We start from the raw sequence: 25180 nt of genomic DNA on the forward strand, positions 1-25180 counted from the left end.
CACTCATTTCTCGTCGAAGACCAGATCGGTGGCGGGGTGGGTCATACGGACAGTGTTCCCGTCGACCTCGACGATGGCGTCCAGGCCGACGCTCGAATGCCCCGTGGACAGGATGAAGAATTTGTCCTGGGCCTGGGCCAGGAAATCGGGGAAGCCCGCGAGCGAGAGATCTCCCGCGCCGAGGGCCAGATAGTCGGCCAGGCGGCGGAACAGCTTGGGCAGGATGACGACATCGTCGGCCAGCGAGGTCTCGGTGGCGATCACCGCGCCGGAGGTGGTCGCGTCCGAGGCCCACACGCCGAGTTTGGCGGAGGCGGCGACGGTGACCGCGGTGGTGAATTCGTCGCGCAGATCGTGGAACAGATCGCGGTAGTAGGTCGGATAGGCTAGGCCCTGGGCGAGTTGGTGATGGTTGACGGTGGTGCGTACCAGCGCCGCGTCGACGAATACCGGACTGCCCGAGGCCGCGGGTGCGCCGCCGCGGCCGACGAAGGCGATGCAGCGGCCGTACAGATCGGCGGAACGGGTCAGGATGAAACCGGGCACCGAATCCTGATCGCAGGCGGTGACGGTCTCGTCGGAATTGCGTTGTACGCCGGTGAATCCCAGCCAGTTCAGCAGCTCGTCGGCGGCGGCGTGGGCGAGCGGCAGCGGTTGATGCGCGCGGGCCCCGTGCGGCGGGGTGTAGTGCGTCTCGAGCGCGTCGATACCGTCCAGACGCAATTGGGCCGCGCCCGAGGCATTGCGTTTGACCGGATGCGCACCGCGGACCAGATCCCACTGCGATGGATCGGCGGGCGTGAACCGCACCGAATCGCCGTCCGGCTGTGCGCCCTTGGCGCGGAATGTTCCTTCGATGATCAGAAACGGCATGGTGGCCTCTTCCACGATCGGGCCCCGACCTACCCATGATGATCCCACCACCGGCACGACCGCGCCCCGGCAACTACGGTACGGATATGGCGCGGATTGTCGTGGTGGGCAGTATCAGCATGGATCAGGTGACGGTCACCGGGCGGCGTCCGGAACCCGGCGAGACGGTACTGGGCACGGGATTCGAGATGGTGCCGGGCGGTAAGGGCTCCAACCAGGCCATCGCCGCGCGGCGCGCGGGTTCCGAGGTCGAATTCGTCGGGGCCGTCGGCAGGGACCTGTTCGCCGATCGCCTGCGCGCGGTCCTCGACGACGCCGGAGTCGGAACGAAACAGCTGCGCTCGGTGGACGGCCCCAGCGGCATCGCCACGATCATCGTCGACACCTCCGGTGAGAACAGCATCATCGTGGTCCCCGCCTCCAACGCGACCGTGACCGAACTGACCGAGGCCGACCTCGCCACCATCGCCGCGGCCGATGTTCTGCTGTGCCAGTTGGAGATTCCGGTCGACACGGTTCTGGCGGCCGCCCGCCACGCCCGCGCCCACGGCACCGCGGTCCTACTGAATCCGTCGCCCGTACAGCAGCTCTCACCAGAGCTGTGGGCCGCCGTCGACATCGCCGTGGTCAACAAGGGCGAGGCCGCGGAACTGGGCTCGGCCCTCGATACGGTCCCGCACGTGGTGACCACCCTCGGCGGCGACGGCGCGCACTACCGCGGCCCCGACGGCGAATTCGACACCCCGGGCGTCGCGGTCGAGGTCGTGGACACCACCGGCGCGGGCGACACCTTCACCGGAGCCCTGGCCGCCCACTGGCACGAGGGCCCGCGGACCGCCCTGTCCTGGGCGTGCGCCGCGGGCGCATTGGCCACCACGAAACTCGGTGCCAGCGCGTCGATTCCGCAGCGCGAGGAGATCGAGCGGCTGCTGGGCAGGTGAGACGCCTCAGCCGAGATAGGGCTCGGCCCTCTGCTCCGCGTAATGCCGTAGCCGAAGGCGAACCGTTTCGTGCACCGGTAAATCCGCCAGCTCGTCCATACCGACAAATCGAACCTCCGTCGACTCGTCGCTGACGGTGATCCGCCCACCGCGAACTCGCCCGAAGAAGGTGATGTTGAACTCCTGCCGGACCTCACCGTCGACATATTCGATGACATGCTCCGGATCGGTGTAAATCCCCAACAGCCCGGTGATCTCGATATCGAGCCCGCATTCCTCCTTGGTCTCCCGAATCACACACTGCTCGAGCGTTTCTCCGATCTCCATCGTCCCGCCCGGCAACGACCAGTTACCTGAGTCACTCCGTCGCTGCATCAGCACGTCGCCGGCCTCGTCGACCACCAACGCCGACCCACCCGGCACCAAGCTGTTCGCCTTGGGCGCCTGGGGATCGTTGTAGTAATCACGCCGTCTGCTCATCAATGACTCCTTGCGGATAAGAGGTGACGGTCTCCCACACCTGTTCGACCTGATCAGCGAAGGACGCGAAAATGCCGTGCGGAGACAGCCGTCTGAGATGTAGTGCCGGATGCTGGTACCCACGGGCACGTACGAGATAGGGAGTGACGATCATCTGATCGTCGAACCGAAATATCGAGTTGTACAGATGCGTAGTGTGCAAGCCCACCTCGCAACCCGACGCGGTCGTCAACGGACCCAGCATGCTCAGCGCATTCCTGATCCGGCCCGGCAAGGTTCCATGCATCTGCTCGAGATCATCACGCTCGATCACATGTGAGCAATCCGGATCCGCGAACGCAAGCCGAACCCGAATGCCGTTGCGGCACTTCTCCGCGACGACCTCGGCCGCATCAGGCAGCAACTCGAATACGAACGGATAGGCGTACCCGATGATATCGACTTGCTCGGTCGCGCCGAGCAACAACGACGTCCACAGCTCGTGCGGTATGTCGGCTCGGTGGCCGTACGCGCCGAGCACTTCTGCGGTGGCAGGGGACCCGGCCTTCAAGTCCGGCCGAGTCTGCGGCCAGAGATTGGTCTCCGATTCGCTGAGCACGCTCGCCACGGCGAGACGGGTGCGCTGGTGGGGAACCCGTCCTGCCAGCCATCGGTTCACCGTCTTTACATCCACACCGACGGCCTTGGCGAGCATGACCGAATCCAATTGCGCTCGCAGCATCGCCGACCTCAGGCGTTGGCTCATACACGCACCATAAAGGACATATGTGGGACGTTTTGCGGAATTTCAAGTGTCCATTGGAACGTCCCGCACGGAGTTCAGGCGTCCAGCGACCTTCCCTAGCGTCTGGATGAACAGAAGAGGAAGGGGCCGGACATGAATTGGCCGACAAGGTTATTCGAGTTCGACGGAGGCGTGCTGGAGGTGTACGACTACGGAGACTCGCAGGGTTCGAGGAGTTGTCCAGGTTTCTATCTCGAACTGCGGGGGCCGGCAGAGGCCACGCGGGACGCAATACGCCAGGAGGCGTCATGACGCTGCTCGGTTGGCCTACAGGTCTTTTCGTCGTAACCGGCATTCCACTGGCGGTACTCGTCGCCACGATTGTCTGGCGAAAGTAGTCTCACGCCACCCGGGTGTACTGGGCCACCAGTGCCGACATCTGCTCCCCCACTCGTTCCAGTGGTGTGACCGAGCGCGTCGCCAGCGACATCAAAACCGCGCCCTCGACCGCGGCGATGATCGTCGTCGCCAGGGACAGGGCGGTGTCGGGGGCCACGTGTTCGGCGCGCAGGCGTTCGGCGATGATTTGTTCCCAGTCGACGAAGGTCTCGCCTGCGGCGTCGGCGGCGGCCGGGGCCTCCGAGCGGCTCAGGGCGGCGGCGACGATCGGGCAGCCCGCGGTGAAATCGCTGGTGACCAGGACCTCTCGCCAGATGCCGGGGAAGGCGGCCAGACAGGTGGCCAGATCCGCGCTGGCGGTGACCGCGCGCATCAGCGCGCTGTAGCCTTGGCCCGCGACCCGGGTCGCCTCGGCGATCAATTCCGCCTTGCCGCCGGGGAAGTTCAGATACACCGAACGCCGTGAGATACCGCTGTGCTCGAGCAGCTGGGCGATGCCCGTCCCGGCCACCCCGTTGCGGCGCATCAGTTCCATGGCACTGTCGATGAGCCGATCGCGGGCTCCCATATCCGACCCCTTTCCTGCACTGTCGACCACCAGCCTACCCTTGATGTATACCGATCGGTGTACTACCCTCCGAGTAAACCAGTCGGTCTACCTATCGGGTGGATCGCGCGGAAGGGAGTACGACCTTGGCCACCTTGACCGAACCCCTCCACCTCCCCTGCGGGCAGGTGCTGCCGAATCGCATCATGAAATCCGCTCTCAGCGAGGGGCTCGGCGATGCCGGGCTCGGTCCGGACGAGCGGCTCGAGCGGCTGTTCGGACGTTGGGGTACGGGCGGTTTCGGGCTCATCGTCACCGGCAATGTGATGATCGATCGCACGCAACTGGGCGAGCCGGGCAATGTGGCCATCGAGGACGAGCGGCACCTCGAGGAACTGACCCGCTGGGCCAAGGCGGGTAAGGACGGCGGCACCCCGGTGTGGGTGCAGCTGAATCACCCGGGGCGGCAGTCGAATCCGATCGCGTCGCGGCGTCGGCCGGTGGCCCCGTCGGCGATCGCGCTCGGCATTCCGGGCATGCCGACCCCCCGCGCGCTGACCGAGGCGGAGATCCTCGACATCATCGCCCGCTTCGCCACCGCGGCCCGGGTCGTGGAGACCGCGGGCTTCGACGGCGTGCAGATCCACGGCGCGCACGGCTATCTGGTCTCCCAGTTCCTCTCCCCGCTGGCCAATCGCCGCACCGACGACTGGGGCGGGGATCCGCAGCGGCGCTCGCGATTCGTGATCGAGGTCGCGCGCGCCATTCGCGGTGCGGTGAGCCCGGGTTTCGCGGTCGGCATCAAACTGAACTCGGCCGATTTCCAGCGCGGCGGCTTCACCGAGGACGAATCGCGCGCGGTGATCGAGCAATTGGCCGCCGAACGGCTCGACCTCATCGAAATAAGCGGCGGCAGTTACGAATCCCCCGCCATGATGGGCCGCTCGTCGAGCACCCGCTCGCGCGAGGCGTACTTCCTCGAGTACGCCGAGACCGTGCGCACCCTGGCGGCCGATGTCCCGCTCGCGGTGACCGGCGGCTTCCGGACGCGGTCGGTGATGGCCGAGGCGGTGGAATCGGGCTCCTGCGATGTGGTCGGCGTCGGCCGCCCGTCGGCGGTGATCACCGACGCGGCGGGTGATCTGCTCGCCGAACGCACCGACGCCCTACGGCCCCCGGCCATTTCGCTGGGCCTGCGCGGGCGGCTGGCTCAGGTGCGCACGGTCAAGGCGTTCGACGGCGCGCTGGATCTGCAGTGGCATACCGATCAGCTGCACCGGCTCGGCGCGGGGCTGGATCCGGATCCGGCACGCTCACCGTGGCGCACGGCCGTCACCATGGTGCGGCGCAATGGTTTGGACGCGTTCCGGCCCAAGCGCGCCCAGACCAGGCCCGACCGCAACGCCCGCAAATTCGCCATCGAGCGCGCGGTCGGCCGCTACATGGTCAATCCGGCGTTCCGCGCCCTGGATCGGGCGGGCGTGCGCTCGGCCTTCGCGACCGAACTCGAGACCATCGGCCGCAAATCCGGTCAGCCGCGCCGGGTGCCGGTCTCGGTGCTCTACGACGAGCTGGGCGCGTGGATCATCTGCCAGCACGGCCTGCGCTCGGGCTGGGGCAACAATGTGCGCGCCAATCCGGAAATCCGGCTGCGCCAAGGCGATCGGTGGCGCACCGGCCGCGCCGAACTGCGCCCCGACGACGATGTGGTCGCCCGCGCGCGGGCCTTCGCACCGCATCCGCGCCTGGCCCCGCTGACGGCCGCGGGTTTCGCCGCGCTGCAGACCACCCCGATCTCGGTGCGGGTGACCTTTACCGACAATCGGTAACACGTACGTAATTCCACGGATTCGCCGCGCTCACAGAACAAGCACTGTGACTGGTGACACAAATCGGAAACGCTCATGCCTGGTGGCCCGGCTTCTAGGCTGCCAGTGAGCCAACGGAGGTACCTATGACCGTCACCGAGCTGCCCTCCGCGGAACGCGCCACCGCCGCCGGACGTCACCCGGCGGAGCGCGGCTCGAACCCGGTGTCGATGATCGAACGAATGACGCTGATCCTCGACGCATTCGATGCCTCCACCCCCACGCTCACGCTGCTGGAGCTGGTTGACCGGACCGGACTGCCGCGCTCGACCGTGCATCGCATTCTGGACCAGATGATCCGGCTGCGCTGGCTGGCGCACTCCTCGGGCGGCTATCGGCTGGGAATGCGGACCCTCGAGCTGGGCGGACTTACCGCCGACCACAACGAGATCCGCGAGGCGGTCGGCCCACTGCTGCACGAATTGTCCCAGCGCACCGGCATGGTCGGCCATCTGGCGGTGCTCGACGGGCGCGATGTGGTGTATCTGGACAAGGCGGGCGGCCGCTTCGCCGCCGCCCTGCCCACCCGCCTCGGCGGCCGGATGCCCGCGCACGCAACGGCTCTGGGCAAGGCCATGCTGGCGGCGCTGGAACCCGATATCGCCGAGGCGGCCTTCCGTATCAGACTGCCGCGCCTGACCCAGCGCACCGTCTGCGAACCCGAGGCCCTGCAGCGCGAACTCGCCCAGATCCGCCAGCGCCAGGGCCTGGCCATCGACCGCGAGGAGGCCGTGCTCGGAATCGCCTGTGTCGCGGCGCCGTTGCGCGGTCGCGGCACCGCCCCGGCGGCGCTGTCGCTGTCGGGTCGGGCCGACGGGATGAGTTTCGACCGGCTCGCGCGGGTCGTACTCGAGGTATCGCACGAGGCCGGGCGCATGCTGTTCCCGCGCCGGGCGCGCTGGCGCTGACCGCTCAGCGCATATCCAGGTGCCGCAGCCGCGGCCAGAGCACCTTCCAGGAATCGCGGCGGTCGGTGCACAGCCACTGCTGCTGTTCCTCGTCGTCGTCGAAAAGCTTGCGGCAGGAAGCGAAGCGGTCGCGCAGTTCGTCCGGGGCCTTGCCGACATAGAGGGCGTCGCGGGCCGAATCCGGCGGCGGCGGGAAGTATCCGTAGCTGCGGTTGGTGCTGTACACCGGGGGCAGATCGTGGCCGTACACGTCGAGATAGGCTGCCACGATATAGGATTCGCCGACGACCACGGTACTGTCGCGCTCCCGCGGCGACAGTTGCCGATACGCCGTCATGGTCCGCCCGGCGATCTTCTCCCCCGGCCCGGGATCATCGGCCGATACCGAGACCACCAGCATTCCGGCGGCCGCCGCCACGCTCAGCACGCCCGCGGGCCAGACCGCCCAGCGCAATCGCCCGCCCGCCAGCCGACGCCGCTGGAATCCGATCGCGCCCGCCGCGAACAGAATTCCGTAGAGCCCGCCGAGATAATAGGGCCGTCCGTCGGTGGCGACGAAGAATACGTACAGCGCCACCGCCGTCACGCCCACGAAGCGATAGGCGCGCAATTCCCGCGCGCGCAACAACTGCCACAGCCCGTAGAGCGCCAGCACGGTACCCGCCACACCGGCCATGATGATCAGCGCGACCGCCACCCCCGGCCGTCCGCCGTAGAGCGCGGCCGCCTCCGAGGCCACCACCGGACCCATCCGCAGCTGCGGCCAGTCGTGACGGGCCTGCCACACCAGGGTCGGCAGCGCGATCAGCAGGGCCAGACCGGCTCCGGCCCACAGCATCGGCCGCCGGGCCAGCTCCCGGGGACCGAAGACCAGCGCGCTCACCCCGAGCATCACGCACAGCAGCAGTACCTGGAATTTGGTCTCCGCGGCGATCCCGACGACCAGCCCCAGCGCGAGCAGCAGCCGATCGTCGCGCACCCGCACCCAGCGCACGAGTAGCCACAACAGCAGCAGCCACTGCACCGGTTCCAGCGTGTAGGGCGTGAGCCAGTGCCCGGTCAGGGTCGCCCACAGCGCGGTGGCCTGTGCGAGCGCGGTGATGATCTGCGCGCGCCGATCCCCACCGAACTCCCGGGCGATCAGCGCCGCGACGAGCACCGCGGCCGCGGTCGCGAGAATCGCCGGAATTCGGATCACCACGGGCGAATCGGGCGCGAGCCAATCCAGCGCGGCCGCCAGCGCCGGGGCGATCGGCGGCTGATCGGCCGAACCCCAATCCAGGTGGTGTCGACCGATGGCGAGCATATAGGCCTCGTCGAACCAGTAGCCGCGGCCGAAGCCGCAGGCGAGATGGGCCAACGCCACGACGGCCGCGATCGCGATCACCGGCCGCGCCGCCAGGGCGGGCACGGCCGGGGCGGATGGGCGGGACTCTACCGGCGTCTGCACGTTCGACCTCCCAGGCTGGATCTGTCACCGGCCATGCTGCCCGGTCACAGAACCCCCGCACATCAGCCGCGGCGCGTGGCGTTCGTGCGACCTCTGGACGATCCCGCCGTCATCCCCGAGGACGATCCGGCTACCCGCGCCGAATCCGCGCGAGCCAGGCCGCGACGCGCACGGTGCCGTCGGCGGCGACCTGGAGGCTCTCGGGCTGTTCGGGCAGCGCCTCGGTGATCCGGCCGGAATACCGCGCCGGCGACAACTCCTCCAGTTCCCAACCGTCGGTGAAGGATTCACGGATCATGGTGTCGCTGATGCGCGGGCCGAAACCCGGTTCGACATCCGACAGCGCCAGCAGATGCAGTGTGCCGCCGGGCTTGCACAGCGTGTGCAGGCTGCGCACATAGGCGGCGCGGATCTCGGGATCGTCGAGGAATACGTGGAACAGCGCGCTGTCCACGATCGTGTCGAACAGGCCCAGGCGCGCCGCGTATTCCGGATCCGCGCCGACCCGGACCATATCGGCGACCTCGAATCGCGCGGTGGGCACGCCCTTTTCGGCCGCGTTGCGACCGGCGTAGGCGACCGCGCTGGGCGACAGGTCCACGCCCAGCACGTCGTAGCCGCGCTCGGTCAGCATGATGGTGTGCTCACCCGCGCCACAGCCCGGATCCAGCACCCGCCCGCCGATGCGGCCCTCCCTTTCGAGCGCCACGATCGCGGGCTGCGGCTCTCCGATCACCCACGGCGCGGTGTCGTTGTCGTAGACGGTGTTCCAGAACTCTGCGGTCTGTGTCATGGCTCCAGCGTGCTACCTCGAGCACGCTCGAGGTCAAGGAACTTGCGCACCCGCGCCGGCGACGCCCGTGACAGCCACGCGTCCTGCACTACTTCGCGCAGTTCGTCGAGGTCGAGCCGCCCGATATCGGCCCCGCGCAACAGCACCGACAGATGTCCGTCGAAATGCGCGGTGGTGAAGAACGGCGAATCCGGATCCTGTACCAGCGCCAGTTTGTCCGATTCCGAGGGCACCCAGAACATGATCACATCGGTATAGCGCTCGCCGGTCTCGGGATCGACGGCATCCGGTCGTGGCGAGCGGAAGAAGACGAACGATTTGCGTCCGACCTGATAGACCGGATTGCCCGCCGGGCCGGGCTCGATCGTGACATGCGGCATGGCCAGTGCCAGCTCGTGCACATCCGATACCCGCGCCCGCCGGGCCATCGAATCAGTCCGCCAAGCCCGCGAGCAGTTTGCGGGTGCGCGCGGCCGATTCGTCGCGGGTGAACAGCGCGCCCACGAATTCCGTTGCGCCCGAGGCGATGATCTCGTGGATGCGGGCCGCCACCTGATCCTCGGTGCCGACGATCGCCAGATCGGCGGGACCGGCCGCGCCCTCGCGATCCATCATGGCGCGATAGGACGGCAGCGAATCGTAGACCTCGAACGCCTTGGCCGCCTTGGCGCGGGCCCCTTCGACATCGTCGGTCACGCACACCGGCAGGGTGCACACCACGCGCGGGGCGGGCCGACCCGCCGCGGCGGCGGCCTCGGTGATAACCGGCGCGATATGCGAGCGAATGGTCGCCGGGCCGGTCATCCACAGCACGGTGCCGTCGGTCCGGCTGCCCGCCAGCTTCAGCATCGCCGGTCCCATCGCGGCCAGCAGCACCGGCACCGGGCCCTCATTGGGCACCTCGAGCGCCAGATTGGCGCGGATGGTCTCGCCGGTGAAGGATGCGGGCTCGCCCTCGAGCAGCGGCGAGAGCACCGACAGGTACTCCTTCATGTGCCGGGCGGGCTTGTCGAAGTCGTAGCCGTACATATTCTCGATGACGACCTTGTGCGACAGCCCGATACCCAGGCTCAACCGTCCCGGCCCGACGGCCAGTGCGGTGGTGCGGGCCTGCTGGGCGAGCGCGCCGGGGTGACGCGGGTAGGTCGGCACCACGCCGGTCCCCAGCTCGATGCCGGGCACCCGGCTACCGGCCACCGCGAAGGCGGTCAGCGCGTCCAGGCCGAAAATATGTGCCAGCCAGGCCGACTCGAAACCCTCGTCGGCGGCCTGCCGCAGATCGTCGGTCAGCCGAAGCAGGGCGTCCGGTCCGGTTGGTTGGTCGAGCATGATGCCGATGCGCACGGCGGGTGCCTCCTCATGATCTCGGTAATCCCATCCAGACTATGCCCGTCGCGCCGAAGCCCACTCACCGGGAATCGGGGTGACGATAGTGTTGTCAAACATGGCGCGGCGTGTCACCGGAAACCTTCCCGCCGAAGTCACCAGCTTCGTCGGCCGCCGCGACGAACTGGACTCCGCGCGGCGGCTGCTGGCCACCACGCGGGTGCTGACCCTGCTCGGTCCCGGCGGAGTGGGTAAGACCAGGCTGTCGCGGCAGGTGGGTGAGTTCGTCGCGCGTTCGTTCCCCGACGGGGTCTGGCTGGTGGAACTGGCCGATGTGCACGATCCGGAGCTGGTCACGCTGAGTCTGGTCGAGGCGCTGCACCTGCGCGACGACACCACCGCCCCGTTGCGGCGGCTCACCGAATTCCTGGCCGCCAAGCGGCTGCTGCTCATCGTGGACAACTGCGAACACCTCATCGACACCGTCGCGGCCCTGATCGAGCAGATCGTCGCGGCGACCGGCCGGGTCCGGGTACTGGCCACCAGCCGCGAGGTTCTCGGCATCCCGGGCGAACAGGTCATGCCCGTACCGCCGCTCCCGGTCGCCGTGCCCGACAGCGACGCGCTGCGACTGCTGGTCGAGCGCGCGACCGCGGCCAACCCCCGATTCGCCCGCACCCCGGCCAATCAGGACACCCTCGAGTCGATCTGCCGCCGCCTCGACGGCATCCCGCTGGCGCTCGAGCTGGCGGCCTTGCGTTTTCGCGTCTTCACCCCCGAACAGATCCTGGCCCGCCTGGACAACACCATGGAACTGCTGCGCGCCGGACCGCGCACCGCACCGCAGCGCCAGCAGACCATCGAGGGCGCGATCCGCTGGAGCTACGAACTGTGCTCACCCGCCGAACAGCAGCTGTGGCAGCAGCTTTCGGTCTTCGCGGGCGGTTTCGACATCGACGCGGCCGAGGCGGTGTGCGCACTGCCCCCGGGCGATCCGAGCGTGGTCGACGCGCTGACGGGCCTGGTCGACAAGTCGGTGCTCACCCTGCGCTACGAGGACGTCTCGGCCAGATATTCGATGCTGGAACCGATTCGGCAGTTCGGGCACGACCGACTGCTCGAATACGGCGACGAGATCGCGGTGCGCACCCGCCACCGCGCGCACTACCGGGCCCTGGCGCTGCGCGGCCAGCGGGCCTATCGCGGCGGCGAGGATGTGGCGTGGTTTCGCGAACTGAGCCGCGAACACGCGAATCTCCGCTCGGCGCTGCGGTTCTCCCTCACCGACGCGCCGGAGCTGGCGCTCGAGACCGCGACCGCGCTGCGGCCGTACTGGGAGCACTACCGCTTCCTGTCGGAGGGCTTTCGCTGGCTCACCGACGCCCTGGCCCGCTATCCGGATCCGACGCCGGTGCGGGCGCGGGCGCTGTCCTCGGCGGGCTCGCTGGCGGCCCTGCTGTCCGATCGCGAATCGGCGGACCGGCTGATGACCGAATGCGTCTCGCTGGCCACGGATCTGGACGCCGACGACATCATCGCCGAAACGCGCCTGGGCACGGCGCTGATCGCCTTCACCGACGGCGACACCGCCGGTGCGCTGGCCCGCTGCGAACAGGCGGCCGTCCTGGCCCGCGCGTGCGGGCGGGAGACCGTCGAAATGGACAGCCTCGCCTTCGGATTCATCTGCGCGACCGTCCTGGGCGAGGAGCGCGCCGCCACGATCGCGGCCGAATTCCTGGAATTGACCACGCGATACGATTCGCATCTGCTGGGCGGGCTGGCGCTGTGGGCGGTCGGCCTCGACCACTGGCGGCGCGGGGATCAGGACGCGGCCGCCGAATACATGGCGCGCGCGATCGAAATGCTGGCCCTGTTCGATCGCTGTGTGTGGTTGGCCTCGGCGTTCGAGGGCGTGGCGTGGTCGGACGCGGCGCGCGGTGATTTCGAACGCGCGGCCCGGCTGATGGGCGCGGCCCAGACCCTGCAGCGCAGTACGGTCCGGCTGGCGGACGCGATCATCTCCGCGGTCGGAGAGAAGGTGCGCGAACAGGTCCGGGATGCGCTGGGCGAGCGGGACTTCCGCGCCGCCTACGACAGCGGCGCGGCCCTACCGCTGCCCGCGGCCATCGATTACGCGCTCGGTCGCGAGACCGTACTGCCCGAGCCCGCGTCCGCCGCGCCGCGCCGCGCCGATACGGCCGCACTGGATGTGCTCACCCGGCGGGAAAAGGATGTCGCCCGCCTGGTCGCCGTGGGACACAGCAACAAGCGCATCGCCGCCGAACTGGTGATCTCGGTGCGCACCGCGGAAACCCACGTCGAGCACATTCTCACCAAACTCGGATTCACCTCGCGCACCCAGATCGCGGGCTGGGCCCGCGATCACGGCCTGCTCATTCCCCCGTGACGCCGTCGATGCGTTCGCGCAGCAGATCGGCATGCCCGTTGTGCCGGGCATACTCCTCGATCATGTGCAGGTAGATCCAGCGCAGGCTCAATACCTCCGCGGTACGCGGGTGGACGAAGGTGTGCTCGAGCGGCAACTCGGCCACGGCCTTGTCGCACGCCTCGAGCTCCGCGCGGAACGTCGCGACGGCGTATTCGGCATCGGCGTCACCCGCCTCGCGGAAGTCCGCGTCCGGATCCGCCTCCGTGCCATAGTGATACGGAATTTCCTCCCCGAGCGCCCGCTTACGGAACCAGGCGCGTTCGACATCGGTCAGATGCCGGATCAGCCCGAGCAGCGTCAGCTCCGACGGCTCGGCACTGCGCATTTTGAGTTGCTCGTCGCTGAGCCCCTCGCATTTGCGCAGCAAGGTCATCCGATGGTGATCCAACCACGACTGCAACATTGCCCGTTCGGCGCCTGTGCCGAGCGGTTCGGGCCGGTCGATCACCGGAACGATCCAGGTCATGGATTCGACTGTAGGCGACCGATTCCACCGTCTCATCCCAATTTTGCCGGTCGGTTACCGCAGGTGGACGATTCGGCGGATCCGACCGTAACGTTCGCGAATCGCAGCGCCCCCGCCGACGCCGTCGGCCGCGATCTCGCGCGCGGGCGGCGACGGCCATTCGGGTGGGTCAGCGGTGGCGGCCAGGGCCCAGGCGGCCTGGCGGGCCGCGCCCAGGGCGACATATTCGCGGGGTTCGGGAACCGTCACCGCGAGGCCGAAGATATCGCGCGCGACGGTGGCGACCAGCGGGCTGGCCGCGGCCCCGCCGATCAACAGCACGCGGCGGGGTTCGAGATCCAGCGCGCGCAGATGGTCCAGCGCGTCGGCGAGATTGCACAGCATGCCCTCGACGGCCGCGCGGGCCATATGCTCCGGTCGCATGGTGTCCGGGGTCAGACCGTGCAGCGTACCGGTCGCCTCCGGCAGATCGGGGGTGCGTTCGCCGGTCAGGTACGGCAGCAGGGTCAGGCCGTTCGCGCCCGGAACCGACCGGTTCGCAAGGGTTTCCAGTTCGTCGAGTCCGACGCCCAGCAGGGTCGCGGTATGTTCGAGAACGCGGGCGGCATTGAGCGTGCACACCAGCGGCAGATAGCCCCCGGTGGCATCGGCGAAGCCGTTGACGGCCCCGGTGGCGTCGGCCGAGGGGGCCGCGCTGCGGGTGAAGACGGTGCCGCTGGTTCCGAGCGAGACCACCACCTCACCATCGTCGAGCCCCAAACCCAGTGCGGCGGCGGCATTGTCACCGGTCCCGGCAGCCACCAGCACACCGTCGGGCGTATGCCCCGCCGCTTCGGCGGGCCCGAGCACCCGCGGCAGTTCCGGCAGTCTGCCCCGAAATGCCATGCGCACCAGATCGTCTCGATACCGCTGCTGGGCCGGTGACCAGTACCCGGTGCCCGAGGCGTCGCCGCGATCGGTGGTCGGCTCCACATCCGGTGTGCCGCCGCGCAATCGCCAGGTGAGATAGTCGTGCGGCAGCAACACCCGCGCGACCCGATCGGCATGGGCGGGTTCGTGGTCGGCCAGCCAGCGCAGCTTCGCGACGGTATGGGCGGCCAGCGGCACACTGCCGACCGCCTTCGCCCACTCCCCCGGCCCGCCCAGTTCCTCGACCAGGTCGGCCGCCGCGCCCGCCGAGCGAGTGTCGTTCCACAGCAGCGCGTCCCGCACCGGCCGCCCCCGCTCGTCCAGAGTCACCAGCCCGTGCTGCTGGGCGGCCACCGCGATCGCCGCGACCCCGTCGAGCAGTCCGTCGGCGGCCGCGAGCCAGGCGTCCCACCACGCCCGCGCGGGCACCTCGGTACCGTCGGGATGCGCGAACCTGGCCTGCCGCACGATCTTTCCGGTGTCGGCCTCGCAGACCACGACCTTGCAGGACTGGGTCGAGCTATCGATCCCCGCGACCAGCATCAGGGCCGCCCCGCCGGCAGAATCTGGATCTTGCGTCCGCTGCCGGAGCGGAATGTGCGCAGCGCCTCGTCGAATTCGGTGAGCGCGAAGTCGTGGGTGATCATGGTGTCGGCGTCCACGACCCCCTCGCCCAGCAGATCCACCGCCCGCCCGAAACTGTGCAGTACGGCCATCGAGCCGACGATGGTGATCTCGTCGTTGTAGATCCGAAACGGCGACACCGCCGCCCGATCCTGCGCCGCGGCCACGCCGAACTGCTGGAAGGTGCCCCCGCGCCGGACTCGCGCCAGCCCGTCCTCGATGGCCGGGATCGCGCCGGTGCAGTCGATGACGATCTCCCAGCCCTCGGGCCGGTCCAAGTCGTCGGCCGAGGTCGAGGCCGCGTCGGCCCCCAGGATCCGCGCCACCTCGAGCCGTCCGGCATTGAGGTCGATCACCGATACCGACGCCGCCCCGGCCGCGGTGGCCAACTGGAGCATCAGCAATCCCATCGTGCCCGCGCCATAGATCAGATAGTGCGAACCCAATTGCCGTGGCAGCACGTCGAATCCGTGCACCGCGCACGACAGTGGCTCCACCAGCGCCCCGTGCGCGGCCGAGACATGCCCGGGCAGCCGATGACAGTTGGCCGCGGGCACCGCGACGTATTCGGCCATCGCACCGTCGACGGTGTCGCCGATCGCACCCCAGTTGTCGCACAGATTGCCCCGCCCGATCGCGCAGTAGTGGCAGCGTCCACAGAACAGCGACGGATCCACGGCCACCCGATCGCCCACCCGCACGCCCGCGGCCTCCCTGCCGACGGCTACCACCTCCCCGGCGAATTCGTGTCCGGGCACGATCGGATACGGGGTGGGCGGGAATTCGCCCTCGACGATGTGCACGTCGGTACCGCAGATGCCGACCGCCCCGACCCGCACCACCGCCTCCGCCGGGCCCGGGCTCGGATCGGGTACCGACTCGACCGAGAACCGTCCGGGCTTATCGATCACCAAGGCACGCATCTGTCCACCATGCCCGATCCGGTTCAGCGTCGGGCGGTGACCAGGCGGTTTCGATACCAGAATGCGGTCGAACCCAGCACCGCGTCCTCGAGCGGTAGATAGCGGCCGTTGGAACCCCAGCCCAGCGCCTGAATGGTGACCCGCATACTGCGCTGAAAGCAGATCGGATCGCGCACATGCCAGCGGAACATGCCGAAGCGCTGCTGAGGCTGATAGATCTGATCCGGCGGCAACGCCTGTACGAAGCCCAGATACGGGGTCGAGTACATGCGGTAGCGGCCGTCGCGGTCGAAGTTCCACGCGCCGCCGAAGTAGTCCTCGGTGCCGGTGCCGCAGATGGTCGGGAATTCGGTGTCGCCGTCGAAGTAGAACTTCATCTCGCCCTCGCCCCACCAGCCCGGGGCGTTCGGCTGCATCGACAGATAGGTGCCGACGTAACGACCCGGCCCGGGAACGTCGTCGAGGATGGTGTGAATGGCCGGATGGCCCAGCGGATCGACATAGCGCCACCGCGCCTGCAGATAGCCCGCCTCCCGCGGCACATCCTCCTCGAGATAGGTCACCTGGTAGTAGACCGGCACGGTGTGATCGGACCCGTTGGTCAGCTCGATGCGGGCGTGCGCGCGAAACGGCATGGGCCAGTAGCTGTTCAGCCCGCCCGCGGGCGCGACCACGATCATCTCGGAGTCCACCAGCGCCAGCTGATCCCAGGCATTGCAGAAGAACGAGCCCAGCGGCACATCGATCGCCGGTTCGGTATCGCTGTCCCAGAATACCCGCAGGGTGATCTGCTGCAGCACCGAGCGGTCGGTGGTCAGCCAGAAGTGCCGAATGATGCCCGGTCCGGTGATATCGGCGAGGACGGCCGTCTGCCCCGAATCCACCAGGATCGACGGTGACACCTTCCAGCCGATGCCCAGATCGCGCGCCGCGTCCGCACCCGTTCCGGTGGTCGCGCGGCCGCCCTGGCCGGGTGCGCCGGTGAAGTTCTCCGCGCTGATCGAACGGGTACGTGCCTGATCGAGCCGCCATATCTCGTGCACCATCCCGATTTTGGCACGCGACCCGCCGCTTCGGAGCCGGATCGGAGTCGAGCCCCGATTTCGGCCGGTCGGCGGGTGCACGATGGAGGGGTGACGACCGACGGGCACGAGATCGCCGGACAATTGGTGCGCGAGCTGTTCCCCGAGGCCCGGGCGGCCTGGCTGGGCGGCAGCACGGTGCGCGGAACCGCCACGGCCACATCGGATCTGGACATCACCGTCCTGCTGTCCGGACCGCCCGCGCCGTATCGGGAATCGCTGCACTACAACGGCTGGCCGGTCGAGCTGTTCGTGCAGACCGAGGCGTCGCTGGCGCATTTCTGCGGCCGCGAGATCGGACGCCGCAAACCGAGCACGCTGCGATTGATCGGCGAATCGGTGATCCTGGTGGACGGTGACGGCAGCGGCGCGCGGCTGCGCGAGATCAGCCGCCATCGGCTGACCGCCGGGCCGGAGCCGTTGAGCGGCAGGGAATTACGCGCGGCCCGCTATCTGCTCACCGATATGCTCGACGATCTGATCGGCGCGAGCCACGCCGACGAGCGGCTGCTGCTGGCCGCCCGGCTGTGGCAGCACGCGGCGGATCTGCTGCTGGTCGGCCATCGCCGCTGGACCGGCAGCGGCAAACATCTGCTGCGCGAACTGGCCGCCTTCGATCTCGATCACGGCACCGATCACGGCCGGGAGTTGGCCCATGCCGTGCGCTCGGTCGCCGCGGGCGCGGACGAGCCGATGATCGCGGCGGTCACCCGGGTGCTGGATCTGTTCGCCGGCAGGCTTTTCGACGGATATCGGCTCGACGGTCCCTCCGGCGAGCCGACCCGAGTGGTCCGCACCGATCATGGTGACTAGCGTGCGCATCGTGACTTCTCTCGACACCACGGTCGTGCGCGGGGCATTGCTCGAGGAGACCGACCGTCTGGCCGAGCTCTACCTCGGCTCCGATCCGGCCACACCGATCCCCACCTGCCCGGACTGGACGCTGGCCAATCTGGTCGCCCATGTCGGCGGCGGGCACCGCTGGGCCGCCGCCATGATCACCGACCGCGCCACCGAAGCATTGGATTTCGCACAGGTTCCCGACATCCGCCGCCCGCGCGATGTCACCGAGGCCGCGGCCTGGCTGCGCGAGAGCGCGCGCGTGGTGACCGACGCCGTGGAGGCCGTCGGACCGGAAGTGCCTGTCTGGACGCCGTTTTCGCAGCCGCGCCCGAGTCAGTGGTGGGAGCGCCGCCGCCTGCACGAGGCGACCGGCCATCGCGCCGACGCGCTGCTGGCCCTGGGCCGCGAGGTGGATCTGGATCCCGCCCTCGCCGCCGACGGCATTTCCGAATTGCTCGGTCTCATGACAATGGGTTCGCCGCGGTTCCCACCGCCGCTGGAGGCCGGGCACACCCTGTCGCTGCACGCCACCGACGACGCCGACCACTGGCGAATCCGCCGGTCCGACAGCGTGATCGCCTGGGACGACGACATCGCACCGACCACCGTCGGGGTCGAGGCGACGGCCACGGATCTGTATCTGGTGCTGCTGCGGCGGATTCCGGCCGAGCAACCGCGTGTGCGCGTCACCGGCGATCCGGCGGTTCTTTCGACCTGGCTGGCGCGCACCGCGTTCTGAGCTCAGCCCAGGACGACCTCGTGGCGACCGGTCCGGTGCGAGCGCCGATACTCACTCGGCGCGATACCGACCTCGCGGCCGAAATGCGCCCGCAGATTGGCGGCGCTGCCCAGCCCGCAGCGCTGCGCTACGGCATCGATCGGAATATCGCTGGCCTCCAGCAACTCCCGCGCTCGGATGATGCGCTGGGACAGCAGCCAGCGCAGTGGGGTGGCGCCGAGCTCGGCGTGGAACCGCCGAGCCAGGGTGCGCTCGCTCATTCCCGCCTGCCTGGCGAGATCGCCCACGGTCAAAGGCTTTTCGAGACAGCCGAGCGCCCACTGCAGGGTCGCGGCCAGACCGGGATCGGCCGGGTCGGCGGGCATCGGCGAGCGTACGTACTGCGCCTGGCCGCCCGCGCGATGCGGCGGTACGACCAGGGCGCGGGCCGCGGCATTGGCGACCTGAGAGCCGAGATCCTTGCGAATCAGGTGCAGGCACAGATCCATTCCGGCCATGGTGCCCGCGCTGGTGAGGATGCGGCCGTCGTCGATGTAGAGGACGCGGGGGTCGAGATCCATATCGGGATGGCGATCCAGCAGCGCCTCGACGTGGCGCCAGTGCGTGGTCATCCGCCGCCCGGCCAGCAGTCCGGCCTCGGCGAGTACGAACGCGCCCGAGCACAGCGCCGCCACCCGCGCCCCGGCCTCGTAGGCGGCCCGCACCGCCTCGACCAGATCCGGGGGCGGCGGCTGCCGCACATCGGGGGTGGCCGGGACGATGACGGTATCGGCGGTGATCAGATCGTCGTAGTCGTAATCGGTGAGCGTGACGAACGGGTCGCGCAGGGTCGCGTGACGAACCCCGCGCGGTCCGCACATGCGGAACTCGTACCAGCACGCCGGATCCACGCCCACCGGCGGTTCGGCGAAAACCTGGTACGGAATGGCCACTTCGAAGATTGGCTGCCCCGGCGCGACGGCGACCGCGACGGTGCCCGGATGCCTCTCGGTCATGTCAGAAATCTAGCGCATATTGGCAAATCTGCCACTCGAAGCGGCGATCTCGTGACCGGATAGTTGCCACCATGACCATTACCGCCACCGCCTCGACCACTGCTCCCGACACTCGATCGTCGCGCCGATGGCGGGTGCTGGCGGTCGCGGGCATCGCGCAATTCCTCGCGATCCTGGATCTGTTCGCGGTCACCGTGGCCTTTCCGACGCTGCAGACCTCCTTCGGCCACGCCTCGGCCGGTGCGGTCTCCTGGGTGCTCAACGCCTACACGATCGTGATGGCCGCACTCCTGGTCCCCGCGGGCCGCCTCGCCGACGACACGGGGCGCAAACGCGGCTTCCTGATCGGCATCGCGCTGTTCGGGGTGGCGTCGCTGGCCTGCGGGCTGGCCCCGAATCTGGTGGCGCTCATCGCCGCCCGGATCGTGCAGGCGGCCGCGGCCGCCCTGCTGGTGCCGACCGGATTGGGATTGGTGCTGCCCTGCTTCGAGATTCGTCGGCATCCGACCGTGATGGGAATCTGGACCGCGATCGCGGCGGCGGGGGCCGGGGGCGGGCCGGTGATCGGCGGGCTACTGCTGCAGGCCGGCTGGCGCTGGATCTTCCTGCTCAATATTCCGTTCACCGTCGCGGCGTTCGTCTTCGGCGTGCGGGTACTGCCCGATATCCGCCGCTACGCCGGGCGCACCCTCGACCTGTTCGGCGCGGCACTGATTCTCGGCGCCACCGCGGCGCTCACCACGGTGTTCGTCCAGGGTTCGGAATGGGGTTACGCCTCGCCCGCGACGCTGTCGAGCCTGGCCGCGGCGGCACTGCTCGCGGCGGTGTTCGCTTGGCACGTGCGGCGGCATCCGGATCCGGTGGTGAGCCCGGTCGTGCTGCGCCACCGCATGTTTCGCATCGCCTTCGTCGGGGTGTTCTGCTACTACCTGGCTTTCGCGGCCCTGATCCTCGCGGCCACTCTGTTCCTCACTCACCAGTGGCACTACTCGCAGGTGCGGGTGAGCCTGGCCATCGCCCCGATCGGCCTGAGCTGCCTGCTGTCCTCACCCCTGTCGGGCCGCGTGGTCGCCCGCATCGGGGCCCGCGCCTCGGCCGCCCTCGGCGGGATGACCATCGCCGCGGGCGCGCTGTGGTGGATCGTGCTGTCCGCCCACAGCGCCTCCTACGCCCTGGCCTTCCTGCCCGGCGCGATCCTGGCGGGCGTGAGCACCTCACTGCTGCAGCCCCCGCTGTTCGGCGCCTCGGCGCTACTGCCCGCCGAACAGCTCTCGCTGGGTTCGGGAATGCTGATGATGGCCCGTCAGACCAGTTCCGCTCTCGGCGTCGCGATCCTGACCGCGATCCTCGCGGGTGCGGCCGTCCCGGGGCTGTCCGACTACCGGGCAGGCTGGTACTACATGGCCGCCACCGGCCTGCTGGCCGCCGTCGCGGGTTGGGCCTTTCACGAAAAGCCCACTGCCCACGCGTGATTCAACGCAGACGAAGCCCGGGCCAGCCGTAGGCGGAGCCCCCCGCGGCCAGCCCGGCCGTCGGGGCGGGCCCGGTCGGGGCCGGGTCGGCGAGCGGATCGGTGAAACCCGGGATCTGCTCCTGCAGTTCGCGGCGAACGGCGTCCATATCCAGCCACATGATCTGCTGGATCAGATCCTCCAGCTGGGCGGCGGTCTGGAAGCCGGGGTTCGAGTACACCATCAAACCGCCGCGGAAGGCCTGCAGCGTGGGCAGGCTGGTGATCTGGGCGGCCGCCGCCAAGCCGGTCTCGGCCTCGGCGTCGACGGTGCCGTGCACGATATCGCGGTGCTGATTCGACGACTCCTCGAAGATCGGGGCGAATCGGTCGCACCAGCCACACCAATCGGCCCAGTAGTCGACCAGCACGATGGCCCCGCTGGCCACTGTCCGCTGGAAGGTCTGCTCGGTCAATACCTGCGTGGACATGTTTCGAATTATCCACGAATCGGTGTGTCGCGTCAGCGAGCCGCCAGGCGCTGCTGGTCGGCCAGGAAGTGGGCGGTCTCGCGGGTGGATTCGTAGAGCCGCCGATAGTGCCGGTAGAACTCGTCGTAGACGGCGGTGTGCGCGGGTTCGGGCGTCACGCTCGCGACCACCGGATTCCACTCGGTGGTGGTCACACCGCTCGCCTCGGCCGCCAGCAGCGCGTCACCCAGGCAGGCGCCGACGGTCTCGGCCGGAAGCTGCTGCGGCAGACCGGTGATATCGGAGACGATCCGCGTCCACAACCCGCCCTTGGTCCCGCCGCCGACCGCGACCAGCCGCCGCGCCCCGCCCCCGGCCGCGGCCATCGCCTCGAGATTGTGCCGCACCCCGTAACCGATCCCCTCGAGCGCGGCCCGATAGATCTCGGCGCGCTCGTGTCCGAGGGTCAGCCCCGCCAGCAGCCCGCGGGCGTCGGGATCGAACAGCGGCGTGCGCTCACCGGCGAAGTACGGCAGCAGAATCAGGCCGCGGCTGCCTACCGGCACCGCGTCGGCCTCGCGCACCAGATCCGCGAACTCACCCCCGACCAGCCGCCGCAGCCAGTCGGTCACCGCACCGGAGGTGGCCATTCCCGCGGCGAGAGTGTATGTGCCGGGCCAGGTTCCACACGTGCCCCACAGTCCCGAATGCGGCCGGGGATCGGTGAGCACCTGCACCAGGAACATGGTGGTGCCGTACATGACCATGGCGTCGCCGGGCGCGCGCACCCCGACGCTGGCGGCCTCGGCCCACGCGTCGATGGTTCCGGTGGTGACCGGCAGGCCCTCCGGAAGTCCGGTGGCCGCGGCCGCCGCTCGCGTCACCCGCCCGACGATCTCGGTGGGCCAGGCCAATTCGGGCAGCGGCAGGCCCGGCGCGACGGATTGCGCCCAGTCCGTGGACCATTCGCGCCGATGCAGGTCGTACATGGGCACGCACTGACTGGCCGACTGATGATCGAGCACATACCGTCCGGTGAGCCGGTGCACCAGAAACGAACTGGCCATCAACAGCATTCGCGTGCGCTCGTACACCCGCGATTCGTGCCGCGCCAGCCAGCGCAGCTTCGGCCCGACGGCCTGGCTCGTGAGCGGCGAACCGGCCCGACGCAACACCTCTTCCGCCCCGAGTTCGGAGTTCAGCTCGGCGATTTCGGCGGTCGCGCGGGTGTCGACGCCGTAGAGGATCGCGGGCCGCAGCGGATCGCCGCGCTCGTCGGCGGGCAGCAGACACGGACCGATACCGCTCACCGCGAGCGCGCCCAGCGCGGCCCGATCCTCGTCGGTGCGCACCAGTTCGCCGATCAGCCCCACGAACTCCGACCACCACACCGTTTCCGCATCGTGCTCGACCCATCCCGGATGCGGTGTCGAGACCCCGTGTGCCCGTTCGGCTCTGGCGACGATTCGGCCGTCCTGGTCGACCAGCACACCCTTGGAACTGGACGTGCCGATGTCGATACCGAGAAACATCACCACACCAGCATCCCTCACCGATCGAAGATCAAGGGCGCGATCGACACACCTCCCTGCCCCCAACCCGCGCTGGTGATCCACAATGTGCCGCAGTCCTCGACGATCTCCGCCGCGTGCGAGGCGATATGCCCGACCTGATCCTCGATTCGGAACGCCAGCGGATCGTCGCTGCGGAACACATCGGTGCCCACATAATCCGGCCGCGGACCGATGAACAGATACCACCCGTCGTCGTGCGGCAGCACGAACGGCGATTCGGTGGGCCCGCCGAAGGTCCCCGCGCTGGGATCGGTGTAGGCGATCTCGCGCTCACTCCACTCCACCAGATCGGCGCTGGTCCGATAGGCGACAATATGATTGCCGCCGCCGGGTTCGGCGGTCGCGCAGTAGTACATGACCCACTGCTCCCCGACGCGCAGCACCATCGGATCACGGGCGTCGTAGCCGTCCACGAACAACGGGCCGCCGGGATGACGCCGCCAGTCGCACAGATCGGTGGAGACGGCGAGATTGATCGCGGCGGCGGTCCGGTCGACGCCGCCACCGGCGTAGAACATGTAGTACAGCTCGCCGTCGTGCACGACATGCGGGGCCCACAGATGGGTTTCGCCGTAGGAGTGATCGACCACCAGCGCGGGCGCGCGCTTGGTCCACGGGCCGAACAGCTCATCGGCCGTGGCGTGGGCGAATTCGATCTCGTTCTCCGGATCGGCCGGTTCCGGATGGGTGATGCCGAACAGATGCCACTGCCCGTCCGCGGCTCGAATCACGGTGTGGTCGTTGATATACCACTCGCGCACCTCCCCCACGCTCGGATCGTAGATGCGCTGGAACGACCCCGAGGTTACGTTCATACCGTCACCGTGCCCGTTCACCCCCGCCGGTTCCGTGACGACACGCCGGGTGCCCGAAATCACCGATGATTCCCGCGAACCGGGTTATCCCTCCAGTATGGGCCGACATCCCCAGCGCACGCCGTTCTACGGCGTGCTCATGCTCCTCGTGGCCATGCTCGGCGGCTTCGCGGTCCAGCAGCTGCCGCATCCGGCGCTGCGCGTGCTCGGCTATATCGCGCTGGTGGCGATCGGTCTGGTGGGTTTCGTCCTGACCTTCCGCGACTACTCCTGAGCGCACGCCTCGGCGCGATCGCGCAGCAGCGAGCGCTCGGCGTCGTTGGCGGTCAGCTCCGCCGCGCGCGCGAATGCCGCCCGTGCCTGCGCCGAGCGCCCGAGCCGCGCGAGCAGATCCGCGCGCACGGCGTGCAGCGGGTGATATCCGTCCAGGGTGCCGGTGGCCGCGACCGCGTCGACGAGTTCCAGCCCCGCCGCGGGCCCGTGCACCATCGCGATCGCCACCGCCCGGTTCAGTTCCACGATCGGCGACGGAAAGCGCTGGGCCAGTTGCGCGTACAGGCCCGCGATGCGACGCCAGTCGGTCTCCTCGGCGGTGGCGGCCATCGCGTGCACGGCCGCGATCGCCGCCTGCAGCGCGTAGGTCCCCGGCAGCACATCGCGTTCCCGAGCGCGGGCGTGGGCCCGGCCCAGGGCCGCGAAGCCGCGCCGCACGAGCAGCCGATCCCATCGGGTGCGGTCCTGATCCGGTAGCAGCACAAGGCGATTCGCCTCGTCGCTGCGGGCGCGGATGCGCGAGGCCTGCAATTCCAGCAGCGCGCACAGCCCGTGTACCTCGGGTTCGCCGGGTAGTAGCCCGCCGAGGATGCGGCTCAGGCGCAGGGCGTCCTCGCAGAGTTCGACCCGCACCCAGTCCCGGCCCGACGTCGCGGCATAACCCTCGTTGAAGATCAGGTAGATCACCTCGAGCACCGCCGTCAATCGACCGGCCAGTTCATCGCTGCCCGGCACCTCGTACGGCAGCCCTTCAGCCCTGATCACCCGCTTGGCCCGCACGATCCGTTGCGACACAGTCGCTTTGGGAACCACATAGGCCCGTGCGATCTCCTCGGCGGTCAGGCCGCCGACCATCCGCAGCGTCAATGTCACCTGGGCCTGCCGCGACAGCGCCGGATGGCAGGCGGTGAACACCATTCGCAGCAGATCGTCGGTGATTCCCGAGTCGATCTCCGAATCCCGTGCGCCACCATGCTGTTCGGTGAGCAGATCGTGCCCGAGCAGGGGCAGTTTGCGCGCGAAGGTCACATCGCGGCGGATCCGGTCCACGGCGCGGCGCTTGGCCACGCGCATGAGCCAGCCGCCCGGATTCGCCGGAATCCCTTCGCGCGGCCACTGTTCCAGGGCAGCCACGAGGGCGTCCTGGGCCAGTTCCTCGGCGGTGTCGATATCACCGGCCAACCGGGTCAGTCCCGCCACCAGCTGCGGCCATTCGATCCGCCACGCCGCCTCGACCGCCCGATGCTCGGCACTCATCC

At 69.0% G+C, this 25180-nt stretch carries 25 protein-coding genes; 8 read left to right on the forward strand and 17 right to left on the reverse strand.

The window, feature by feature from the left end:
- Positions 1-3 precede the first annotated feature (3 nt).
- On the reverse strand, positions 4-873 hold the full coding sequence (locus NP4_RS26470; RefSeq protein ID WP_068003287.1) for a thermonuclease family protein: 870 nt from the start codon (positions 871-873) through the stop codon (positions 4-6).
- Positions 874-959: 86 nt separating this feature from the next.
- On the opposite strand from NP4_RS26470, the gene NP4_RS26475 reads away from it, so the two are divergent.
- Positions 960-1814, forward strand: a complete 855-nt coding sequence (locus NP4_RS26475) for a ribokinase (protein WP_068003560.1) — start codon at positions 960-962, stop codon at positions 1812-1814.
- A gap of 6 nt (positions 1815-1820) precedes the next feature.
- Here NP4_RS26475 and NP4_RS26480 read toward each other — a convergent pair whose 3' ends face one another.
- From NP4_RS26480 to NP4_RS26490, 3 genes are all read right to left on the reverse strand, one after another.
- Positions 1821-2294 carry an NUDIX domain-containing protein gene (locus NP4_RS26480; RefSeq protein WP_068003290.1) on the reverse strand — a complete coding sequence of 158 codons (474 nt, stop codon included), beginning with the start codon at positions 2292-2294 and terminating at the stop codon, positions 1821-1823.
- Positions 2278-3039, reverse strand: coding sequence for a transcriptional regulator (locus tag NP4_RS26485; RefSeq protein ID WP_068003294.1), 762 nt, complete (start codon positions 3037-3039; stop codon positions 2278-2280). The genes NP4_RS26480 and NP4_RS26485 overlap by 17 nt, the downstream gene beginning before the upstream one ends.
- A gap of 379 nt (positions 3040-3418) precedes the next feature.
- The gene (locus tag NP4_RS26490; protein WP_068003298.1) at positions 3419-3985 is read right to left on the reverse strand and encodes a TetR/AcrR family transcriptional regulator; all 567 of its coding nucleotides are present in this window, start codon (positions 3983-3985) and stop codon (positions 3419-3421) included.
- Between the two features lie 125 nt (positions 3986-4110).
- Between NP4_RS26490 and NP4_RS26495 the strand changes: the two genes are divergently transcribed.
- Both NP4_RS26495 and NP4_RS26500 read left to right on the forward strand, forming a co-directional pair.
- Positions 4111-5793: a nitroreductase family deazaflavin-dependent oxidoreductase gene (locus NP4_RS26495; RefSeq protein WP_068003563.1), complete on the forward strand. Its 1683-nt coding sequence runs from the start codon at positions 4111-4113 to the stop codon at positions 5791-5793.
- A gap of 125 nt (positions 5794-5918) precedes the next feature.
- Positions 5919-6740 carry an IclR family transcriptional regulator gene (locus NP4_RS26500; RefSeq protein WP_068003301.1) on the forward strand — a complete coding sequence of 274 codons (822 nt, stop codon included), beginning with the start codon at positions 5919-5921 and terminating at the stop codon, positions 6738-6740.
- Positions 6741-6744: 4 nt separating this feature from the next.
- On the opposite strand, the gene NP4_RS26505 is transcribed toward NP4_RS26500, so the two are convergent.
- From NP4_RS26505 to NP4_RS26520, 4 genes are all read right to left on the reverse strand, one after another.
- Positions 6745-8190, reverse strand: coding sequence for a glycosyltransferase family 39 protein (locus NP4_RS26505; protein ID WP_245998342.1), 1446 nt, complete (start codon positions 8188-8190; stop codon positions 6745-6747).
- A 130-nt stretch (positions 8191-8320) separates the two neighbouring features.
- The gene (locus tag NP4_RS26510; RefSeq protein WP_068003307.1) at positions 8321-8983 is read right to left on the reverse strand and encodes a class I SAM-dependent methyltransferase; all 663 of its coding nucleotides are present in this window, start codon (positions 8981-8983) and stop codon (positions 8321-8323) included.
- A complete protein-coding gene (locus NP4_RS26515) occupies positions 8980-9411 on the reverse strand; it encodes an MmcQ/YjbR family DNA-binding protein (protein ID WP_068003310.1) in 432 nt (143 codons plus the stop codon). Before NP4_RS26515 ends, NP4_RS26510 begins: the two co-directional genes overlap by 4 nt.
- A gap of 4 nt (positions 9412-9415) precedes the next feature.
- Positions 9416-10327, reverse strand: a complete 912-nt coding sequence (locus NP4_RS26520; protein ID WP_068003312.1) for an LLM class F420-dependent oxidoreductase — start codon at positions 10325-10327, stop codon at positions 9416-9418.
- Positions 10328-10427: 100 nt separating this feature from the next.
- Between NP4_RS26520 and NP4_RS26525 the strand changes: the two genes are divergently transcribed.
- A complete protein-coding gene (locus NP4_RS26525; RefSeq protein WP_068003315.1) occupies positions 10428-12716 on the forward strand; it encodes a LuxR C-terminal-related transcriptional regulator in 2289 nt (762 codons plus the stop codon).
- Here the strand turns inward: NP4_RS26525 and NP4_RS26530 are convergent.
- From NP4_RS26530 to NP4_RS26545, 4 genes are read right to left on the reverse strand one after another with little or no spacing between them, the layout of a single operon-like run.
- On the reverse strand, positions 12703-13224 hold the full coding sequence (locus NP4_RS26530; protein ID WP_068003317.1) for a DinB family protein: 522 nt from the start codon (positions 13222-13224) through the stop codon (positions 12703-12705). The two genes, NP4_RS26525 and NP4_RS26530, sit on opposite strands and share 14 nt — an antisense overlap.
- A 54-nt stretch (positions 13225-13278) precedes the next feature.
- Positions 13279-14679 carry a xylulokinase gene (gene xylB, locus NP4_RS26535; RefSeq protein ID WP_211335927.1) on the reverse strand — a complete coding sequence of 467 codons (1401 nt, stop codon included), beginning with the start codon at positions 14677-14679 and terminating at the stop codon, positions 13279-13281.
- Positions 14676-15680 carry a zinc-dependent alcohol dehydrogenase family protein gene (locus NP4_RS26540; RefSeq protein WP_068003322.1) on the reverse strand — a complete coding sequence of 335 codons (1005 nt, stop codon included), beginning with the start codon at positions 15678-15680 and terminating at the stop codon, positions 14676-14678. The genes xylB and NP4_RS26540 overlap by 4 nt, the downstream gene beginning before the upstream one ends.
- 23 nt (positions 15681-15703) lie before the next feature.
- On the reverse strand, positions 15704-16726 hold the full coding sequence (locus NP4_RS26545; protein WP_068003325.1) for a DUF2961 domain-containing protein: 1023 nt from the start codon (positions 16724-16726) through the stop codon (positions 15704-15706).
- Between the two features lie 87 nt (positions 16727-16813).
- Between NP4_RS26545 and NP4_RS26550 the strand changes: the two genes are divergently transcribed.
- Both NP4_RS26550 and NP4_RS26555 read left to right on the forward strand, forming a co-directional pair.
- Positions 16814-17575 carry a nucleotidyltransferase domain-containing protein gene (locus NP4_RS26550; protein WP_068003565.1) on the forward strand — a complete coding sequence of 254 codons (762 nt, stop codon included), beginning with the start codon at positions 16814-16816 and terminating at the stop codon, positions 17573-17575.
- Positions 17576-17585: 10 nt separating this feature from the next.
- Complete coding sequence (locus tag NP4_RS26555; RefSeq protein WP_211335915.1) at positions 17586-18344, forward strand: maleylpyruvate isomerase family mycothiol-dependent enzyme; 759 nt, start codon at positions 17586-17588, stop codon at positions 18342-18344.
- Positions 18345-18346: 2 nt separating this feature from the next.
- Here NP4_RS26555 and NP4_RS26560 read toward each other — a convergent pair whose 3' ends face one another.
- Positions 18347-19339 (reverse strand): GlxA family transcriptional regulator, encoded by a 993-nt coding sequence (locus tag NP4_RS26560; protein ID WP_068003330.1) that lies wholly within the window; start codon positions 19337-19339, stop codon positions 18347-18349.
- 71 nt (positions 19340-19410) lie between these two features.
- Here NP4_RS26560 and NP4_RS26565 point away from each other — a divergent pair, with 71 nt between their 5' ends.
- Positions 19411-20811: an MFS transporter gene (locus NP4_RS26565; RefSeq protein WP_068003335.1), complete on the forward strand. Its 1401-nt coding sequence runs from the start codon at positions 19411-19413 to the stop codon at positions 20809-20811.
- 1 nt (position 20812) lies between these two features.
- Here the strand turns inward: NP4_RS26565 and NP4_RS26570 are convergent, their stop codons facing one another.
- Genes NP4_RS26570 through NP4_RS26580 form a run of 3 tightly spaced genes read right to left on the reverse strand, consistent with a single transcriptional unit; the run spans position 20813 to position 23648 of the window.
- Positions 20813-21280: a thioredoxin family protein gene (locus NP4_RS26570; RefSeq protein WP_068003338.1), complete on the reverse strand. Its 468-nt coding sequence runs from the start codon at positions 21278-21280 to the stop codon at positions 20813-20815.
- A gap of 32 nt (positions 21281-21312) precedes the next feature.
- On the reverse strand, positions 21313-22812 hold the full coding sequence (locus tag NP4_RS26575; RefSeq protein ID WP_307597916.1) for an FGGY-family carbohydrate kinase: 1500 nt from the start codon (positions 22810-22812) through the stop codon (positions 21313-21315).
- A complete protein-coding gene (locus NP4_RS26580) occupies positions 22809-23648 on the reverse strand; it encodes a glycoside hydrolase family 32 protein (RefSeq protein ID WP_068003569.1) in 840 nt (279 codons plus the stop codon). Before NP4_RS26580 ends, NP4_RS26575 begins: the two co-directional genes overlap by 4 nt.
- Positions 23649-23682: 34 nt before the next feature.
- On the opposite strand from NP4_RS26580, the gene NP4_RS26585 reads away from it, so the two are divergent.
- Positions 23683-23922 carry a hypothetical protein gene (locus tag NP4_RS26585; protein WP_147288033.1) on the forward strand — a complete coding sequence of 80 codons (240 nt, stop codon included), beginning with the start codon at positions 23683-23685 and terminating at the stop codon, positions 23920-23922.
- Here the strand turns inward: NP4_RS26585 and NP4_RS26590 are convergent.
- A complete protein-coding gene (locus tag NP4_RS26590) occupies positions 23913-25178 on the reverse strand; it encodes an RNA polymerase sigma factor (protein ID WP_068003347.1) in 1266 nt (421 codons plus the stop codon). The genes NP4_RS26585 and NP4_RS26590 overlap by 10 nt on opposite strands.
- Between the last annotated feature and the right edge of the window lie 2 nt (positions 25179-25180).

Source organism: Nocardia pseudobrasiliensis NBRC 108224 (assembly GCF_001613105.1).
Lineage (GTDB): Bacteria > Actinomycetota > Actinomycetes > Mycobacteriales > Mycobacteriaceae > Nocardia > Nocardia pseudobrasiliensis.

What these genes read in the sequence shown, in the direction of transcription:
- NP4_RS26470 (WP_068003287.1), bottom strand. Translation starts at nt 873, where the DNA reads ATGCCGTTTCTGATCATCGAAGGAACATTCCGCGCCAAGGGCGCACAG.
- NP4_RS26475 (WP_068003560.1), top strand. Translation starts at nt 960, where the DNA reads ATGGCGCGGATTGTCGTGGTGGGCAGTATCAGCATGGATCAGGTGACG.
- NP4_RS26480 (WP_068003290.1), bottom strand. Translation starts at nt 2,294, where the DNA reads ATGAGCAGACGGCGTGATTACTACAACGATCCCCAGGCGCCCAAGGCG.
- NP4_RS26485 (WP_068003294.1), bottom strand. Translation starts at nt 3,039, where the DNA reads ATGAGCCAACGCCTGAGGTCGGCGATGCTGCGAGCGCAATTGGATTCG.
- NP4_RS26490 (WP_068003298.1), bottom strand. Translation starts at nt 3,985, where the DNA reads ATGGGAGCCCGCGATCGGCTCATCGACAGTGCCATGGAACTGATGCGC.
- NP4_RS26500 (WP_068003301.1), top strand. Translation starts at nt 5,919, where the DNA reads ATGACCGTCACCGAGCTGCCCTCCGCGGAACGCGCCACCGCCGCCGGA.
- NP4_RS26510 (WP_068003307.1), bottom strand. Translation starts at nt 8,983, where the DNA reads ATGACACAGACCGCAGAGTTCTGGAACACCGTCTACGACAACGACACC.
- NP4_RS26515 (WP_068003310.1), bottom strand. Translation starts at nt 9,411, where the DNA reads ATGGCCCGGCGGGCGCGGGTATCGGATGTGCACGAGCTGGCACTGGCC.
- NP4_RS26525 (WP_068003315.1), top strand. Translation starts at nt 10,428, where the DNA reads ATGGCGCGGCGTGTCACCGGAAACCTTCCCGCCGAAGTCACCAGCTTC.
- NP4_RS26530 (WP_068003317.1), bottom strand. Translation starts at nt 13,224, where the DNA reads ATGACCTGGATCGTTCCGGTGATCGACCGGCCCGAACCGCTCGGCACA.
- NP4_RS26540 (WP_068003322.1), bottom strand. Translation starts at nt 15,680, where the DNA reads ATGCGTGCCTTGGTGATCGATAAGCCCGGACGGTTCTCGGTCGAGTCG.
- NP4_RS26545 (WP_068003325.1), bottom strand. Translation starts at nt 16,726, where the DNA reads ATGGTGCACGAGATATGGCGGCTCGATCAGGCACGTACCCGTTCGATC.
- NP4_RS26560 (WP_068003330.1), bottom strand. Translation starts at nt 19,339, where the DNA reads ATGACCGAGAGGCATCCGGGCACCGTCGCGGTCGCCGTCGCGCCGGGG.
- NP4_RS26565 (WP_068003335.1), top strand. Translation starts at nt 19,411, where the DNA reads ATGACCATTACCGCCACCGCCTCGACCACTGCTCCCGACACTCGATCG.
- NP4_RS26570 (WP_068003338.1), bottom strand. Translation starts at nt 21,280, where the DNA reads ATGTCCACGCAGGTATTGACCGAGCAGACCTTCCAGCGGACAGTGGCC.
- NP4_RS26580 (WP_068003569.1), bottom strand. Translation starts at nt 23,648, where the DNA reads ATGAACGTAACCTCGGGGTCGTTCCAGCGCATCTACGATCCGAGCGTG.
- NP4_RS26590 (WP_068003347.1), bottom strand. Translation starts at nt 25,178, where the DNA reads ATGAGTGCCGAGCATCGGGCGGTCGAGGCGGCGTGGCGGATCGAATGG.